This window comes from Goodfellowiella coeruleoviolacea, assembly GCF_024171785.1.
Lineage (GTDB): Bacteria > Actinomycetota > Actinomycetes > Mycobacteriales > Pseudonocardiaceae > Goodfellowiella > Goodfellowiella coeruleoviolacea.
In genome coordinates this window covers 544,374-561,290 of record NZ_JAMTCK010000002.1, presented here as the reverse complement: position 1 = coordinate 561,290, position 16,917 = coordinate 544,374, and the positions used below count along the sequence as shown (strand labels likewise).

The window sequence follows — 16,917 nt, the reverse complement described above, 5'->3', positions numbered from 1 at the left end:
GGACACCCATGCCCCCGGTTCCCCTCTCCGTGCTCGACCTGATCCCGATCGCGGCGGGCTCGACCGCGCGCCAGGCCCTGCGCAACACCATCGACCTGGCCCAGCACGCCGAGCGGGCGGGTTACCAGCGCTACTGGTTCGCCGAGCACCACCTCAACCCGGGTGTGGCGGGCAGCTCACCCGCGGTGGAGATCGCGCTCGTCGCCGCCGCCACCAACACCATCCGGCTCGGTTCCGCCGGGGTTCAGCTCGCCCACCGCACCGCACTGTCCACTGTGGAGGAGTTCGGGCTGATCGACGCGCTGCACCCGGGCCGACTGGACCTCGGTCTCGGCCGCAGCGGCCCCCAGTTGGTCAAGGAGCGGGCGCAGCACCCGCCCACGCCGGCCCAGGACGCGCCGCGCACCGCTCCCAACGGCCTGCCGCTGCCCAAGCCCAAACGACTGGACGCGGCCGCCGTGCTGGCCGCGCCCCGGCTCGCCGCGACCTTCGCGCTCCTGCAACAGCCGGGCGCCCAGCCACCCGACTACGGTCAGCAGGTCGACGACATCCTGGCCCTGCTCAACGGGAGCCACCGGGCCGAGGACGGCGTTGACGTGCACGCCGTTCCCGGCGAGGGCGCGGACGTGCAGGTGTGGATCCTCGGCAGCAGCGGCGGGCAGAGCGCGACCATCGCGGGCAGCCGCGGTCTGCGCTTCGCCGCGAACTACCACGTGAGCCCGGCGACCGTGCTCGACGCGGTGGACGCCTACCGGGCGGCGTTCACCCCGTCCGCCGTGCTGGACCGGCCCCACGTGGCGGTCTCCGCCGACGTCGTGGTGGCCGAGGACGACCGGACCGCGCGGCGGCTGGCCGCCGGGTACCCGGCGTGGGTGCGCAGCATCCGCCGGCTGGAGGGCGCCATCCCGTTTCCCAGCCCCGAGCAGGCGGCCGAACTCACCTGGACCGAGGAGGACCGGGAACTGGTGGCCGACCGCGTCGCAACGCAGTTCGTCGGCTCGCCAGCGACGGTGGCGGCCCGGCTGCGGCAACTGCAGGAGGCGACCGGCGCGGACGAGCTGGTGATCACCACCATCACCCACGACCACCAGGACCGGGTCCGCTCCTACCAACTGCTCGCCGAGGAGTGGTACCGGAACTGACCGACCGGGCCGCCCGGTCCCGGCGGACGACCCTCGCCAGGGGTTCCCGCTGTTGAAGGTTTCCCGAAGAGACATTCAGTTCGCGGCGTCCGATGCGGACAGAAGTTTCAACGGGACGGTCAATGAAACACTTGAAGGCATGAATTCCGGCGACACCGATGTGCGCACAGCGGCACCCTCCTGGCGGGTTCCGACCGAACCAGGCGGCCGGCGAAGTGGGGAAGGAGGCGCGGCGAACCCGACCGGACCGGCCACGGCTCGGCCGGCCGCGGCGGGCGAGCGGATCCGGGTGGTCGGCGCGCGCGAGCACAACCTGGCCAACATCGACGTGGAGATCCCCAAGCGGAAGTTCACCGTGGTGACCGGCGTGTCCGGATCGGGGAAGTCGTCACTGGTGTTCGACACCATCGCGACCGAGGCGCAGCGGCAGCTCTACGAGACGCTGCCGGCGTTCGTCCGCGGGTTCCTGCCCAGCTACGGCCATCCCAACGTGGACATGATCGAGCACCTGTCCGCGGTGGTCGTCGTGGACCAGCGCCGCCTCGGCGGCGGTTCCCGGTCCACTGTGGGCACTGCCACGGACATCGCACCGCTGCTGCGGTTGCTGTTCTCCCGCGCGGGCACGCCCGCCGTCGGTGGCCCCGACGCGTTCTCGTTCAACCTGCCGACCGGCATGTGTCCCGGCTGTGCGGGGCTCGGCGAGGTCATCGACATCGACATGACCGCCTTCCTGGACCCGGACCGCTCGCTCAACGAGGGCGCCCTGCTCGCCCCGGCGTTCAAGGTCGGCTCCTGGTACTGGCAGGTCTACGCCCGTTCCGAGCGGCTCGACCCGGACAAGCCGGTCCGCGACTACACCGAGGAGGAGCGGCACACCCTGCTGTACTCGACCTCCGGCTCGGTTCCGGTGGACGTCAGGGGGCAGCAGGTCAACGCCTCCTACGAGGGCGCGGTCGTGAAGTTCCGGCGGCTGTACATCCAGCGGGACAGCGCCGAGTTGGGCCAGCGCACCCGGCAGATGGTCGAGCGGTTCACCACGTCGGTGTCGTGTCCGGACTGCGGTGGTGCCCGACTGTCCCGGGCGGCGCTGGACTGCCGGGTGGCCGGGCACGGCATCGCGGAGCTGTCCGCGATGGAAGCCGCCCACCTGCACGACGTGTTGACCGGCCTCGACCTGCCGACCGCCGCGCCGATCGTCGACGCACTGGCCGAACGCGTCGGCCACCTCGTCGACATCGGACTGGGCTACCTGAGCCTGGACCGCAGGACGGACACGCTCTCCGGCGGGGAATCCCAGCGGGTCAAGATCGTCCGGCACCTGGCCAGCACGCTGACCGACATGCTCTACATCTTCGACGAGCCGAGCACCGGTCTGCACGCCCGAGACGTGCGGCGGCTCACCGACCTGCTGCTGTCGTTGCGGGACAACGGGAACACCGTGCTGGCCGTCGAGCACGATCCGGACGTCATCGCCGCCGCCGACCACGTCATCGACATCGGCCCGGGAGCGGGTGACAACGGCGGCCGGGTGGTGTTCACCGGCGACGTGGCGGCACTGTCCACCGCGGACACCCCGACCGGCAGGCACATGCGGGCCCGGACCAGGCTCAAGGACGCGGTGCGCACCCCCACCGGACACCTCACCGTGTCCGGTGCCACCCTGCACAACCTGCGCGACCTCACCGTCGAGATTCCCACCGGGGTGCTCACCGTGGTGTCCGGTGTGGCCGGATCCGGCAAGTCCAGCCTGGTGTACGGCGTGCTCTGCGCCCAGCACCCGGAGGCCGTCGTCGTGGACCAGTCGGCGCTCACCGCGAACCGGCGCTCCACCACCGCCACCTACACCGGTTTGCTCGACCCGATCCGCAAGGCGTTCGCCAGGGCCAACGGCGTGAGCCCCGCCCTGTTCAGCGCCAACTCGGCCGGCGCGTGTCCGACCTGCGAGGGCATGGGGGTGATCTACTCGGACGTGGCCCACCTGGGTGAGGTCTCCGCCGTCTGCGAGAGCTGCCAGGGCCGGCGGTTCACCGCCGAGGTGCTGACCTACCACCTGAACGGCAGGACCATCAGCGACGTGCTGGAGATGACCGTCGCCCAGGCGCGGGAATTCCTCAGTGGACAGCGCGCGGTCGCGCCGGTCCTGGACGCCCTGGTCGATGTCGGACTGGACTACCTGCGGCTGGGCCAACCGCTCACCACCCTGTCCGGTGGCGAGCGGCAGCGCGTCAAGCTCGCCACCCACCTGCACCGGCAGGGCGCCATCTACGTCCTCGACGAACCGACCACCGGGCTGCACATGTCCGATGTCGCACGCCTGCTCGACGTGCTGGACCGGCTGGTGGACACCCACGCCGGCACCGCCGTGGTGATCGAGCACAACCTCGACGTCATCGCGCACGCCGACTGGGTCATCGACCTGGGGCCGGAGGGCGGCAGCAGCGGCGGCCAGATCCTGTTCGAGGGCACCCCGAGGGCGCTGTGCGACGTGCCCCACTCGCACACCGCCACCCACCTGCGCCAGGCCCTGGCAGCCGCCTCGGCCGAGCACCGCTGAGCCGCCGACCGGGCCCACCAACGCGAGTCCGGCCTTTGTGGGCGGTCATCGCACGCGGTCAACAGTCAACACCTGGAGTCAACGTGCGGCGTGCTGGTTCGCTCGGCGCGAAGTCGCGGTTTTCCCGTTGTGCTGGAGTGCGATCACGCCAGGGGATGGTGCGCGCCCGGCTTAATCGTTCCGTGCTGGGGGTCACCAGGCTCGGTGTGATCTCCGGCCGACCGTCCTGGCCCGTCCGGTGGCCCGGCGGACCAATCAGCGGATACGTTCGGCGGATGGCCGGTGTTCGGGTTGGTCTGGACAATAGCCCGTGTTTCTCGCCGGACCGGCTTAAGGAGAACGCATGTCCGTGCGCAACGCTGTCAGGGCGATGGCCACCGCCGTCGGGCTGATGCTCACGATGATCGCGCTCGTCGGGGCACCGGCCGCGAGCGCGGCACCCGCGCCACTCGCCGTCCGCACGATCTACTACGACGCCAGTGGTGCACAGGAGTTCCAGGCCGCGGTCAACGAGGGTGCCGCCGCGTGGAACAAGGCGGTGCCCACCATCCAGTTCAAACCGGCGACCGGTGCCCAGGCAACGGTCAGGATCTACGCGGACGACGGCTGGCCGAGGACCTACCCCGGCGGCTTCGGCCGCGGCACCGTCTACATGGGACGCGAGGCCGTTGTCGACGGCTTCTACCCGCCCCGGATCGCCGCCCACGAGCTGGGCCACATCCTCAGCCTGCCGGACAACCGCAACGGCCGGTGCGACTACCTGATGTCCGGGCACAGCTCGCCCACCTCGTGCACCAGCACCACACCGCACGCCACCGAGATCGCCCAGGTGCGGCAGAACGCCGGTGGCCTGGCCACCCTCGCCGTGCGCGAGGCCGGCTACACCGACTGCTTCGTGTTCTGACGCGCACGCGCCGACCCACCCCGGTGTCCGAGCCGCTGTGGTTCGGCCCGGGGTGGGGCGGCAATCCCATCCTCCGACGTGGTGTTCGACCCCGGGCACTGCTACGACTCGACCGGAATGTGCCACCGCAGCACCACGAGGAGCCGATCGGGTGATGCCGGGGAAACACGAACGGCACGATTTGGTCATCCCGTCGCCAGGGGCCATGAGCTGGACGTAGGGTCGTTCGGCATGGGGGTTGACCAACGAGGTTCGCCCGAATTCCGTCGTTCGGACGAGCCGCGGCACGCACGCGTTGACACGGGTACGGCCGGTGGCGCTGACCCGGCTGGCGCGGTGCCCGCCGAACAGCTGAGACAACTGGTGCTGGACTGGCTGCGCGCCGCCCTCGCCGAGGCCGCCTCCCCCGCCGGGGCCGGCGGACTCGACCAGCTCCCCGGCGTCGGCGGCAACGTGGTCAACGAACTCGGCGGACAGGCCGACATCGCGGCCCAGCTGGGCGTGGTCCACGGCAACGTGCACATCGGCCCCAAGGTCGCGCTGGTCGTCACCGGCGAGCCCGGATCGGCCACCGCGCAGGTGTTGCGCAGCGCCATCGCCCAGGCGGACGCCGAGTCCTCGGCACACCAGACGGACAACGCCCGCGCACCCGGCGCGGCCGTGGTCGTCGACGCACCGGGCAAGACCGCGGCTGACGTGGTCCGACACCTCGCCGGCCGGCTGGCCATCGACCCGGACGGCCCCGAGGTGATCGACCGGGTGTGCGCGCGGACACCGCCGCTGACCGTGGTGCTGGACGGCGTGGACGACGCGGCCGAGCCCGAGGAGCTGGTCACCGAGGTGCTCACCCCACTGGTCCAGCGGGGCGTGCGCTTCCTGCTCGGTTTCCGCCGTCCGGACTCACCCGCGCTCACCATCGCCAGAACGCGCTGGTCCGACCCCGGCCCCGGCAACCACGCCAGCCCCCAGAACGCGCGGAGCCAGATCGCGCGGAGCCTGGCCGCGCTGGCCGAGCGGGTCGCCGACGTCGCGGACCGGGAGGTCGCGTTGCACCGGCACCACCAGCACGTCGCCGCGCGCATCGCCGCCGTCCCCAGGGTGGGTGACGGCGCGCTGTCCCTGCGGCTGCAACTGCGGCTCACCGCGTTGCGCCAGGGCCAGGCCGACCAGGAACCGGACGCGCTGCTGGCGGAGTTGGCCGCGGCGGAGGCGGCCGTCGTGCGGGCACTGCGCCGGGTGGACGAGCACTGGCGGGAACTCGACCAGTTGCTCGACCGCCGCCGGGACCTGTTCGCCCTGCTGGACGCGGTGCGCGCCAAGGCAGCCGCCCTCGGTCTGGCCGAGGACACCGGCCTGGACAGCACGTACCGGCGGGCGCACGAGGCGCTCACCCGAACCCCCTGCGATCTGGTGGTCAGCGAGCAGCTCGTCAACGACTACCAGCTGGCCGTCCGGGCCGGCGGGGTGAGGGCGGGGTGAGCATGCCAGCCTGCGACCGGCCGGGCTGCACCGGAGTGATCGACCAGACCGGGTTCTGCGACCGGTGTGGCCGTCGTCCGCCGCGCGAGGCCCGGTCGCCGTCGTCACCCCGGATCGGGGCGCGCGGCCGGGGCCGTGGCTCCTGGGTGAGCGGTGACCTGCTGTCCCCGCCCGTTCTCGACCTGCCCGCCCCGGAGAGCCAGGTGGGCAGGACCCTGCTCCGCGTGGATCGCCAGGTCTGCGGGGAGTGCGGCAGGCCGGCGGGCCGCGGCTACCGGGGCCAGCCCGCGTTGACCGAGGGCTACTGCGAGCACTGCGGTGCCCGGTTCTCCTTCTCCCTCAAGCTGCGCGAGGGTGACCTGGTGGACGGCCGCTACGAAGTGGTCGGGCCGCTCAGCCGAGGCGGCATGGGCTGGGTCTACCTGGCCAGGGCACGACGGCTGAACGACATCCACGTCGTCCTCAAAGGACTGATCAACACCGAGGACCGGACGGCGCGGCGGTTCGCCGACAACGAGCGGCTGGCGCTGATCTCCCTCGACCACCCCAACATCGTGCGCATCCTGGACTTCGTCAGCCACCCCGACCCGGTGTCCGGCAACCCCACCGAGTACATCGTGATGGAGTACGTGGGCGGGCCGACCCTGTCCGAACTCAAGACCGGCTCGGCGTGGCCCGGGCACGGCCCGCTGACCGTGGACCTGGCCATCACCTACGTGTTGGAAATCCTGGCGGCACTGGACTACCTGCACGGCGAGGGCCTGCTCCACTGCGACGTGAAACCGGCCAACGCGATCCGCACGGCCAACCGGGTCAAGGTCATCGATCTGGGCGCGGTCCGCGAGATCGGCGACCGGCACAGCGCCGTGGTTGGCACCCGCGACTACCAGGTGCCCGCCGAGGAGATCAGCGAGCACGGCCTCACCGTGGGATCGGACCTGTACACGGTCGGCCGGACGCTGGAGGTGCTGGTGCAGGTCGCCGAGGAGGTGCGCGGTCAGCGGAGTGGCAGCGGCGCGATCGCCGTCGGGCTCGACTCCCTGCGCCAGGTCATCAAGCGCGCCACCGCCCCGATCGAGCACCGCTTCACCTCGGCCGCCGAGATGTCCACACAGCTCAAGGGCGTGCTGCGGGAGATCGTCGGGTTGCGGGGACGCACCGTGCGGCCCGTTTCCTCAACCGTGTTCGAGGACCCCGTCGTCCTGCTCGACGCCGGGCTCGGCAGCGTGCCACCGCTGTCCCGGTGGACCGGGGTCCCGCTGGCCACGACCGCCCCGGTCAACCAGCCGCCGGCACCCGCCGCGGTGGTCGCCGGCCTGCCCGCGCCCCGGGTGCACCCGGCCGACCCGGCCGCGGACCTGCTCGCCAGGACGGGCGCGGCGAGCCCGAGCAGCCTGATCCGCGTGCTGGCCGAGGGCCGGGACGACCCCTCGGCCGTGGTCGCCTCCGTGGAGGTCCCGCTGGTCGACTGCCGGGCCCACGCCGCCGTGGCCGACCTGCCCGGAGCCAGTGCCCGCCTGGCCGAGGCCGAACGACTGCTCGGCGCTGGTGGGGCCCACGACTGGCGGCTCGCCTGGCACCGCGGACTGGTGGCGCTGGCGGCCGGTGACACCGGTGCGGCCGAGGCGCACTTCGTCGAGGTGTACCAGGCGCTGCCCGGTGAACAGGTGCCCAAGCTGGTCCTGGGGCTGTGCCGGGAGATCCTGGGCCGCGCCGAGGCCGCCGAGCACTGCTACCGCGCGGTGTGGGCGGGCGACCCTGCCCAGGTGAGCGCGGCGTTCGGGCTGGCGCGCATCCGGCTGGGCCGGGGTGACCGCGCCGGCGCGGTGGCGATCCTCGGCTCCGTGCCGACCACCTCCCGGCACTCCGCCGCGGCCAGGATCGCCGCCGTGCGCGTCCTGTGCGGTCGGATCAGCCCGGCCGACGGCGCCGACCCGGTGCTGCCCACCGCGGCGCACTTCGCCGAAGCCGGCCGGCGGCTGGCCGCGCTCGGCCTGGACGAGGACCCCGAGGTGCGGCTGCGGGCCAGCGCCCACGAGGTCGCGCTGGACCAGATCCGGGCGGGCGGACAGGTGCTGCCGGACGGCGTGCTCTTCGCCGCCGTCCCGGCCACGCCGCCACGTCGGGGACTGCGCGCACGCGTCCGCCGCCGGTGGCCCGCGCGGGTTCGCGCCACCAGTCCGGCCAGTCCGACCAGTCCGTCCGGGACGGCGGGGACGGCGGGGACGGCCGATCGCGCTCCGGTCGCGCCGTTGACCGAGCGACGAGTGCGGGAGCTGCTGGAGGAGCTGTACGGACGACTGGCCGAACAGGCCCACAATCCCGACGACCACGGCGTACTGATCGATCGCGCCAACGCGGTACGCCCGACAACCTGGTGGTGAACGGTGGTAGCCGAGACGAACGCGGAGCACGAAACCCTGTCGCCACGACCCGGCTTCGCCGTGCGGGCGTACCAGAACCGCTACCTGCCCCTGGGCGCCAGGGACGTGTCCGCGTTCCTCACCGTGACCGGGCAGGGGCTTGCCGCGCACCTGGCGACGCCGCCCGAGGCGGCCGAGATCGTGATGATCGACTGCTCCGGCTCGATGTCCATGCCGGCCACCAAGATCGCGGCGGCGCGGCGGGCGGTCGCGGCAGCCGTGGACACGCTGCGCGACGGGGTGTTCTTCGCCATCATCGAAGGCACCGGCAGGGCCAGACCGGTCTACCCGGCCACGGGGTTGGTCAGGGCGGACGAGCGCACCCGGGCTGAGGCCAAGCGGGCGGCAGCGCGGCTGGTCGCCAGCGGCGGCACCGCGATGGGCAACTGGCTCGCCCTGGCTCGCGAACTGTTCGCGACGCGCCCCACCGCGATCCGGCACGCCCTGCTGCTCACCGACGGCCAGAACGTCGGGGAACAGCCGCAGCACCTGGACCGGGTGCTCGCGGAGTGCGCCGGACAGTTCGTCTGCGACGCCAGGGGAATCGGTGGCGACTGGGAACCCCGGGAACTGCAACGGATCGCCACTGTCCTCAACGGACACGCGGACGGGCTGCGCCGCCCTGCCGACCTGGCTGACGACTTCCGGCAGCTCACCGAGGCAGCCATGGGCAAGGTCGTGCCCAACCTGTTCGTCCGCCTCCGCCTGACCCCGGGCACCCGGCTCCGCTTCGTCCGGGAGGCGTTCCCGGCCAACGTCGACCTCACCGACCAGGTGACCCAGCTCGACGAGCGGACCGTGGAGTTCGGCACCGGTTCCTGGCCCGAGCAGGACACCAGGGAGTACTTCGTCGGGTTGACCGTCGATCCCGACACCGACCACCCGGTGGGCGAGGACATCCAGCTGGCGCTGGTCAGTCTGGCCGCGACCACGGCCGGCACCACCGAGCCGCACGCGGTTGGCACCCCGGACTCGATCGAGGCGCACTGGACCCACGATGCCGCGCTGTCCTCCCGCGTCCACCCCAAGGTCGCGCACCAGAACGGGCAGGAAGAACTGCACACCGCGCTGATGGCCGGCTTCGACGCGTTCGACCGGGACCAGCGGGCCCAGGCCGAGCACCACTGGGGTCGGGCGGTGCGGCTGGCCACCCTCGCCGGCAACGCCGAGGTGCTCGTCCGGCTGGATCCGCTGGTCACGGTGGTGGACGCGGCCGGGGGCGTGGTGCGGCTCCGGGACGACGTGCGGCGCGAGGACCTGCTCAGGGCCGCGATGAGTTCCGTCATCGGCACCCGCAGCCCCCAGGCCAGCGACGAGCTGGCCCACCCCGACCACGGGGTGGGCGGCCCCGACCGGACGTGCGCGCACTGCGGCCGGATCTGCCCCGGCACCGCCAGCTACTGCGGTGCGTGCGGCACCCCGCTGCCGGAGGCCGCCCCGTGACCGGCGACCTGCCCGCCCGCCCCCGCAGCACGACCCGCCGGACGCTGCTGCGGCTCGGCGCGGGTCTGCTGGTGCTCACCGCAGTCACCACCTGGTCCGCCTGGTTGGCCTTCACCCGGGTGCACGACGCCGTGCCCGCGCTGGTGGAGGTGACCTCGGCGCGCACCGCGCTGGTGGCGGCCGACCGGGCCGCCGTGGAGAGCGCGCGCACCAGCGGCGTGCGGCTGACCGGGGCCGGGGCGGAGTACCGCAACCAGATCGGGCTCGCCAGCCAGAACCTGGCGCAGGCGGCCGAGGACAACGTGGCGGGTGACTCCGGCCGGCAGCGGCTCGGACTGGTCGAGGCCCTGCTCGCCGTGTACACCGGTTCCGTTGAGCAGGCGGTGAACTCCCGGCAGAACGGCGCGGCCACCCTCGGCGCGGTCGAGCTGTGGCAGGCTTCGCACCTGCTGCACAACGCCCACGACGGCATCCTCGCCGAACTCGATCAGCTGCGCAGCGCCCAGCAGGCGGCCGGTGCGGCCACCACGTTCAGCACGCTGTCCTGGGCGGTGCCGGCCACCGTGCTGGCCGGCCTGCTCGGCGGCACCCAGGTCTACCTGAAGCGCCGGTTCCGACGGATCCTCAGCCCGGCGTTGCTCGGGGCGTCGTTGCTGCTGGTCGGCTTGGTGGGCGTCACAGCGCTCACCCTCGACACCGGATCGCGGGTCGAGCGCTTCGTGGCCGAGCCGGGCGCGCGGGGGTGGGAGCAGACCGCGGTCAACGACGCCCTCGGCCAACGCGAACTCGCGGAGCTGCTGGACGAGCAGTGCGCCGTGGCCACCGGCGGCTGCGGCGACACGGTCAGCGCGTGGTTCACCCACCTGCCGCCCGAGGACGCGGCCGTTGACGGCGCCGTGCTGGCGCGGTCCGCGGCACAGGCCAGGGCCGCCAACGCCGAGATGGCCGCCGTTGCCGAACGCCGCCGGAGCGCGTGGCTGATCCTGGCCACCGGTGGACTGGTCGGGGTGCTTGTCGTGGTGGGCCTCTACCCCCGAGTCGGAAGCTACAGGTACCGGGTGAGATGAACGGATCACGACAGCTGGTGTTGGTGACGCTGGTGCTGGTGGTGCTGGCCAACGCCGGCGCGGGCGGCTGCGCCAGCGATCGGCTCGGCGGCGCTGTCAGCCTGCTCGGCCCGTGGACCGGGGCGGAGGAGGACCAGTTCCGCCAGGCGCTCAGGGTCTTCTCGGCGCGGACCGGCACCCAGGTCGACTACCAGGGCACCCGAGCGCTCGGCCAGGTCCTGCTCAACGACGTGCAGCAGGGCACCCCGCACGATGTGGCGGTGCTGCCCAGCCCGGGCGAGCTGGCCCGGTACGCCGCCGAGCACGCGGTGCTGCCGCTGGACGACGTGGTCGGCCCGGAGTGGGAGTCGGAATACAGTCCACAGTGGAGGAAGCTGGCCCGGGCCGGGCAGGACGGGCTGTACGCGGTGCCGATCCAGGTGAACCTCAAGAGCATCGTGTGGTTCAACCCGAGGCGCCTGCCCGGTGACCGTCCCGCGACCTGGGCCGACCTCACCGCGTTGACCGGTGCGGTGGTGGCTCGCGGTGACACGCCGTGGTGCATGGGCATGGGCGCGTCCGCGACGTCCGGGTGGCCGGGCACCGACTGGATCGAGGACATCCTGTTGCGGCAGGCCGGCACCGAGGTCTACCAGCGGTGGGTGGCCGGCACGCTGCCGTGGACCGATGCGCGGGTCCGGCGCGCCTGGCAGACCTGGGGTGAGATCACCGGCGGTCCGGGTCAGGTCCGGGGCGGAGCGGAAAGCGCACTGCTGACCGATTTCGCCGACGCGGCGCGGGCCATGTTCACCGACCCGCCCGGCTGTTTCCTGGAACACCAGGGATCGTTCATCGCGGGTGCTTATCGCGGCTATCCCGGTGGGCCCCGGGCCGGCACCGACTTCGACTTCTTCCCGTTGCCCAGACTCGGCCCGGTCGCCGCCGGCGCGAGCCAGTCCTGGGAGGTGTCCGCGGACATGGCCGGCATGTTCCGGGACACACCACAGGCCAGGGCACTCGTGCGATTCCTCGCCTCCGCCGACGGTCAGCGCATCTGGCCGGGCGTCGGCGCGTTCTCGGCGAACACGCGAGTGGGTCGTCAGGCGTACGGCGACGAGGTGTCCCGCCGCGTGATCGATGAACTGACCGGCTCGGACACCCTCTGCTTCGATGCCTCCGACCTGATGCCCGCTACCCTGCGCAACGCCTTCTACCGGGCCGTGCTGACCTACCTCAGCGACCAGAGCCGGCTCGACGAGCTGCTCGGCGAACTCGACCAGATCCGGCGTGAACTGGCCGACCGCCCGGGTGACGAGCCCTGGCTGACGGTGTCCTGCGCCCCGTGACTCGCACAGCGGGGTCGGGCCCGCCGTGGGCCGAGGGACCAAAATAGCGAATCAAACTGTGTGTAACACTGCGAAGCCAGCCGACCCACTCAAAGGACGGCAATGACACGGCCAAACCAGGAAACCGGACTCACTTTCCCGCACGGAAAGTAATGACAATACACTCACTCTTGCGATCGTTTTCGGCCGCAAGAACTGCGTAAATGGGTCGGGTTTACGCGTTCGAGGCAGCAGCATTCCTGGAGTCGCCGTGAAACAACTTCTACGGCTGTTGACTGTCGCGCTCCTGGCCACCAGCGGCGCGACCGTCCTGCCATTACCACAGGCCAGATCGGAAGGGGCAACAGAAGGAAAAATCAACGTCCGGGTCATTCGGGACGTCAACGGGAACGGCACCTACGAAGCCGCACTGGAAGTCGGCGTCGCCGGCCTGCCGGTCACCGTCACCGCGCCCAGCGGCGCCACCACGGCCGGCACCACCGGAGACGACGGATCGGTCGTGATCGACCCCAACCAGCTGAAGGGGGGCAAGTACCGGGTCGCGGTCAGCATTCCCGACTCGATGCCCCACCTGGCTCCGGCGCCGGCCGGGTCCAAACTGTCCAGCCTGGTCAACTTCGTGGACGTCAGCGCGGGCAAGGACGCCCAGGTCGTCACCGGCGTGTGGAACCCGTCCGACTACTGCCAGCAGAACCCGACGCTGATCAGCGGTTGCCAGCAGCCGGCCAACAAGGTCGAGCCCACGTCCACCGCGCTGGTCACCTTCCCGTTCGGCGCGCGGAACACCGCGGCGCCGACCGTGCTGGCGGACCAGCAGGCGGTCGGCACGGTGTACGGCATCGGCTACCGCAAGCAGGACCGGCGGGTCTTCTCGGCCGCCTTTGCCAAGCGGGCCACCAAGTACGGCCCGGGTGGTCCCGGGGCCGTCTACGCCACCACGCCGGACGGGAAGACCGCGGTCTTCGCCACCGTGCCGGAGGCCGGGGACACGCCACACGAGAACACCCTGGCCGACGGCCGCTTCTACGGCGTTCCGGGCACGCAGAGCCTGGGTGACCTGGACATCTCCGAGGACGGCTCGGAGCTGTACGTGGTGAACCTGAACAACCGCCGGCTCTACGTCTACGACGCGACCGGCGCCACCGCGGCCGCACCCAAGGCCTCGTACGCCATCCCCGACCCCGGCTGCCCCAGCCCCGACGACTGGCGGCCCGGCGGACTCGGCGTCCACGACGTCACGGTCTACGTGGGCGGGGTCTGCTCCGGCCAGTCCACCAAGCGGCTCAGCGACGTCCGCGTGGCGGTGCACGCGTTCCGGGACGGCGCCTTCGCCGGCTCCCCGGTGCTGGTGCAGACGCTGGACTTCCCCCGGGGCCAGGTCTACTCGGGCGTTCCCGAGGGCAGCGACCGGTGGAACCCGTGGACCGACTCCTGGGCCGACACCGCCAAGCCCAACGACAGGCACCTCATCCACCCGCAACCCCTGCTGACCGACATCGGCGTCGAACCCAACGGCGACCTGGTGCTCGGCTTCCGCGACCGGTACGGCGACATGAGCGGCGCCAACCTGCCGGCTCCGGACGGCTCGGACGGGTACTACTCCAGCATGTCCGGGGGTGACCTCAACCGGGCCTGCGCCCAGCCGGACGGCACGTTCGCCTGGGAGGGCACGGGGACCTGCCCGAACAACGTCCGCGGCGACAACGGCGGCCCCCAGCCGGGTGGCGTCAAGGAGTACTACCCGGGCGACCACCTGACAACCGTGCACATGGAGACCGCTCAGGGCGCGTTCGCCCTGGTGTACAGCGCGGAGCGGATGCCGGCCACGGTCATGGACCCGATCAGCATCAGCACCGGCGGCGTGGGCTGGTTCGACCGGAGCAACGGGTTGGTGGACGGCAACGCCTATCAGCTCACGAACTCGTGGGGCAAGTCGAACGGACTCGCCGACCTGGAGGCGATCTGCGACCTCGCGCCGGTGCAGATCGGCAACCGGGTCTGGTTCGACGCCAACGGCAACGGGGTGCAGGACGCCGGTGAGCCGCCCCTGCCCGGGGTGAAGGTGAGCCTGCTGTCCTGCACCGGTGGTGCGCCGATCGCGGTCAAGACCACCGACGCGAACGGCGAGTACTACTTCGGCGTGGCGGACAAGCTCACCGCGGACACCTGTTACCGGGTGGTGTTCGACTACTCGACGGCGGACACCTCGGGACTGCCAGGAAAACCACCGAAATCCCAGTTGGCCTGGACGCGGTCCACGGCGGGTGGCGACCGGTGCGTCGACTCCAACGTGGACCCGAAGACCGGTCAGGCGGAGGTCACCGTCGGCCGGGCCGGCTCGGTGGACCACTGCGTCGACGCCGGGGTGCGGCGCCTGAACCGGCTCGGTGACCTGGTCTGGGTGGACGTCAACCGCGACGGGGTGCAGGGCGACGACGAACCCGGCGTGCCCGGGGTGCGCGTGGTCGTCCGGGACGCGACCGGTGCGGTGGTCGGCCACACCACCACCGACGACAACGGCAACTACCTGTTCGACAACCTGCCGGACGGCACCTACACGGTGTGCTTCGACCGCACGTCCCTGCCCGAGCGGTACGCCGAGTACCAGCTGACCAAGCAGCTGGTGGGCGCGCCGGACCAGGACTCGGACGCCGATCCGGCCACCTGGTGCACCGGCCCGGTCACCCTGGGGCCGGACAACCCGGAGGACCTGACCCTGGACGCCGGCATCGTCGAACCCCGCAACCGGCTCGGTGACCTGGTCTGGGAGGACCGCAACGGCAACGGGGTCCAGGACCCCGACGAGCCGGGCGTCTCGGGCGTGCGGGTGACCGTGCGCGATGTCGTGACCGGGGAGCAGCGCGAGGTCCGCACCGACGCCAAGGGTCGGTACCTGTTCGACGACCTGCCGGACGGCACCTACCAGGTGTGCGTGGACCGGTCCACGCTGCCGGCCGCGTTCGCCAGCCACCAGTTCACCGACCAGGACGCTGGTGCTGATGACGCCGCCGACTCGGATGTGGCCCCGGCGACCGGGTGCATCCCGGAGGTGAAGCTCGGACCGGGCAACCGGGAGAACCTCACCCTCGACGCCGGGATCTACCGCGCCGCGGACGGTGGTGGTGCGGTTCCGCCGCCGAACGCCCCGCCGGCGAACTCCCCGCCGCAGTACGTCCAGCGCCCACCGGGTGGCCTGGCGTCGACCGGCGCGACCGTGGGGCTGTTGACCGTGTTGGGTGCCCTGGTGGTCGCGGCCGGCGTCACCCTGCTGGTGGTGTCGCGACGCCGCAAGCGGAAGACGCGAGCGGCATAACCTGAACAGCACAACCGGGAGCGCCTGACCCGCCGGCGTGGTGACCACCACGCCGGCGGGTTCGGTTCAGGGTTCGGTTCAGCGGGCCAGGCTCGCGCCGAGCGGGGCGTCCTCGGTGAAGCCGGGCAGGATGAGGAACGCGGCCGACGCGGTCGTGGTCGCGAACCGCAGCAGGTCATCGCCCTCGGCCATCCGGTGCGCCGTGGCGACGAAGGTGCGCAGCTCGCGCTGGAACGAGATGAACAGCACGCCCCGGTCGTCGAGGCCGTTGTCGTAGTTGTAGGACCGGCGCAGCATGAGCCCGGCGCCGACCGTCAGCGCATGCGCCCGGCGGACGTGCGCCCCCGCCGGAATCAGGTACTGGCCGTCCGGTGTTTTCGCCCCCAGGTCGACGTCGGCCTGCGGGCCACCGCCGGACAGCGGCTCGGCGGTGGCCCTGCGCCGGCCGAAGATCCGCTCCTGCTCGGCCACGGGTTGGGCCAGGAAACCGGCCACGTCCAGGCGCATCCGCCGCACCACGGCCACGCAACCGGCACGCACCGCCTGGTCGCCGTCCAGCCACACCTCCCTGGCCAGGTCGGCATCTGTCCGGGGGTTCACGATCCCGTCCACGAAGCCGAGCACGTTGCGAGCGGCACCGGAATCCGTTGCCGGGCCCCGAAAACCGGTCTGCCGCCACTTCGGCGTGGCCTCGATGGTCCTGGCCACCTCGGCAGCCGCCGTGGTCAGCGTCAGCGGGTCGTTCGCGCAGAGTTGGAGCAGCAGATCGCCGCCGAGTCGGTCGGGATCGACCTGGTCGCCGGGAAAGACCGGGAACTCGGCCAACTCGCGGAAACCGGTGTGCTCGCCGACCAGCCGGGGGCCGAGTCCGACCGTGACGGTCAGCTCGGCGGTGGGCAGGCCGGCCAGGGCCGGGGCGGCTCCGCTGGCCAGTGCGCTGATGACCGGGCTGAGCCGGGCCAGCAACTGGATCGGGTCGGCGCTGGCTGGCAGATCCCAGACCGAGACGTCGCAGTGGCGTTGCGGCACCGCGGGCCGGGCCACCCCGGCCTGGGTCGCGCCGTGCGGGTCGACCACGTCCGATGCGGCGGGGGAAAGGGGGGCATCGGGGGTGGGGCCGGTACAACCGGTGACAAAGCCGGCGGCTCCGACCGCACCGGCACTCCGTAAGAGGGCACGGCGAGACAGACTGGACACCACAGCATTGTGCACACCAGCACGAGACTCACTCGATCGAGTGATATGCCTTTGGCGTTGCGGTGATCCA

10 protein-coding genes are annotated in these 16,917 nt (G+C 72.0%); 9 read left to right on the top strand and 1 reads right to left on the bottom strand.

The annotated features are described in order from the left end of the window. Positions 1-8 precede the first annotated feature (8 nt). From LX83_RS05825 to LX83_RS38320, 9 genes are all read left to right on the top strand, one after another. Entirely contained in the window at positions 9-1,142 is a 1,134-nt protein-coding gene (locus tag LX83_RS05825) for an MsnO8 family LLM class oxidoreductase (RefSeq protein WP_253767805.1), read from the top strand. A 139-nt stretch (positions 1,143-1,281) separates the two neighbouring features. Further along, the gene (locus LX83_RS05820; protein WP_253767804.1) at positions 1,282-3,696 is read left to right on the top strand and encodes an ATP-binding cassette domain-containing protein; all 2,415 of its coding nucleotides are present in this window, start codon (positions 1,282-1,284) and stop codon (positions 3,694-3,696) included. Between the two features lie 343 nt (positions 3,697-4,039). Further along, complete coding sequence (locus LX83_RS05815) at positions 4,040-4,600, top strand: snapalysin family zinc-dependent metalloprotease (protein ID WP_253767803.1); 561 nt, start codon at positions 4,040-4,042, stop codon at positions 4,598-4,600. A gap of 336 nt (positions 4,601-4,936) precedes the next feature. Beyond that, on the top strand, positions 4,937-6,079 hold the full coding sequence (locus LX83_RS05810; RefSeq protein WP_253767802.1) for a hypothetical protein: 1,143 nt from the start codon (positions 4,937-4,939) through the stop codon (positions 6,077-6,079). 2 nt (positions 6,080-6,081) lie between these two features. Further along, positions 6,082-8,463, top strand: a complete 2,382-nt coding sequence (locus LX83_RS05805; protein ID WP_253767940.1) for a serine/threonine-protein kinase — start codon at positions 6,082-6,084, stop codon at positions 8,461-8,463. A 3-nt stretch (positions 8,464-8,466) separates the two neighbouring features. After that, positions 8,467-9,945 (top strand): VWA domain-containing protein, encoded by a 1,479-nt coding sequence (locus tag LX83_RS05800; RefSeq protein ID WP_253767801.1) that lies wholly within the window; start codon positions 8,467-8,469, stop codon positions 9,943-9,945. After that, positions 9,942-11,012 carry a hypothetical protein gene (locus tag LX83_RS05795; RefSeq protein WP_253767800.1) on the top strand — a complete coding sequence of 357 codons (1,071 nt, stop codon included), beginning with the start codon at positions 9,942-9,944 and terminating at the stop codon, positions 11,010-11,012. The genes LX83_RS05800 and LX83_RS05795 overlap by 4 nt, the downstream gene beginning before the upstream one ends. Beyond that, positions 11,009-12,337 (top strand): ABC transporter substrate-binding protein, encoded by a 1,329-nt coding sequence (locus LX83_RS05790; RefSeq protein ID WP_253767799.1) that lies wholly within the window; start codon positions 11,009-11,011, stop codon positions 12,335-12,337. The genes LX83_RS05795 and LX83_RS05790 overlap by 4 nt, the downstream gene beginning before the upstream one ends. Positions 12,338-12,587: 250 nt before the next feature. Then, positions 12,588-15,650, top strand: coding sequence for an SdrD B-like domain-containing protein (locus LX83_RS38320; protein ID WP_253767798.1), 3,063 nt, complete (start codon positions 12,588-12,590; stop codon positions 15,648-15,650). A gap of 78 nt (positions 15,651-15,728) precedes the next feature. Here the strand turns inward: LX83_RS38320 and LX83_RS05780 are convergent, their stop codons facing one another. Beyond that, entirely contained in the window at positions 15,729-16,727 is a 999-nt protein-coding gene (locus LX83_RS05780; protein ID WP_253767797.1) for a Dyp-type peroxidase, read from the bottom strand. Positions 16,728-16,917 lie beyond the last annotated feature (190 nt).

Excerpts from the sequence above, each read along its gene's own strand:
- LX83_RS05825 (WP_253767805.1), top strand. The coding sequence starts at position 9 with ATGCCCCCGGTTCCCCTCTCCGTGCTCGACCTGATCCCGATCGCGGCG.
- LX83_RS05820 (WP_253767804.1), top strand. The coding sequence starts at position 1,282 with ATGAATTCCGGCGACACCGATGTGCGCACAGCGGCACCCTCCTGGCGG.
- LX83_RS05815 (WP_253767803.1), top strand. The coding sequence starts at position 4,040 with ATGTCCGTGCGCAACGCTGTCAGGGCGATGGCCACCGCCGTCGGGCTG.
- LX83_RS05805 (WP_253767940.1), top strand. The coding sequence starts at position 6,082 with ATGCCAGCCTGCGACCGGCCGGGCTGCACCGGAGTGATCGACCAGACC.
- LX83_RS05790 (WP_253767799.1), top strand. The coding sequence starts at position 11,009 with ATGAACGGATCACGACAGCTGGTGTTGGTGACGCTGGTGCTGGTGGTG.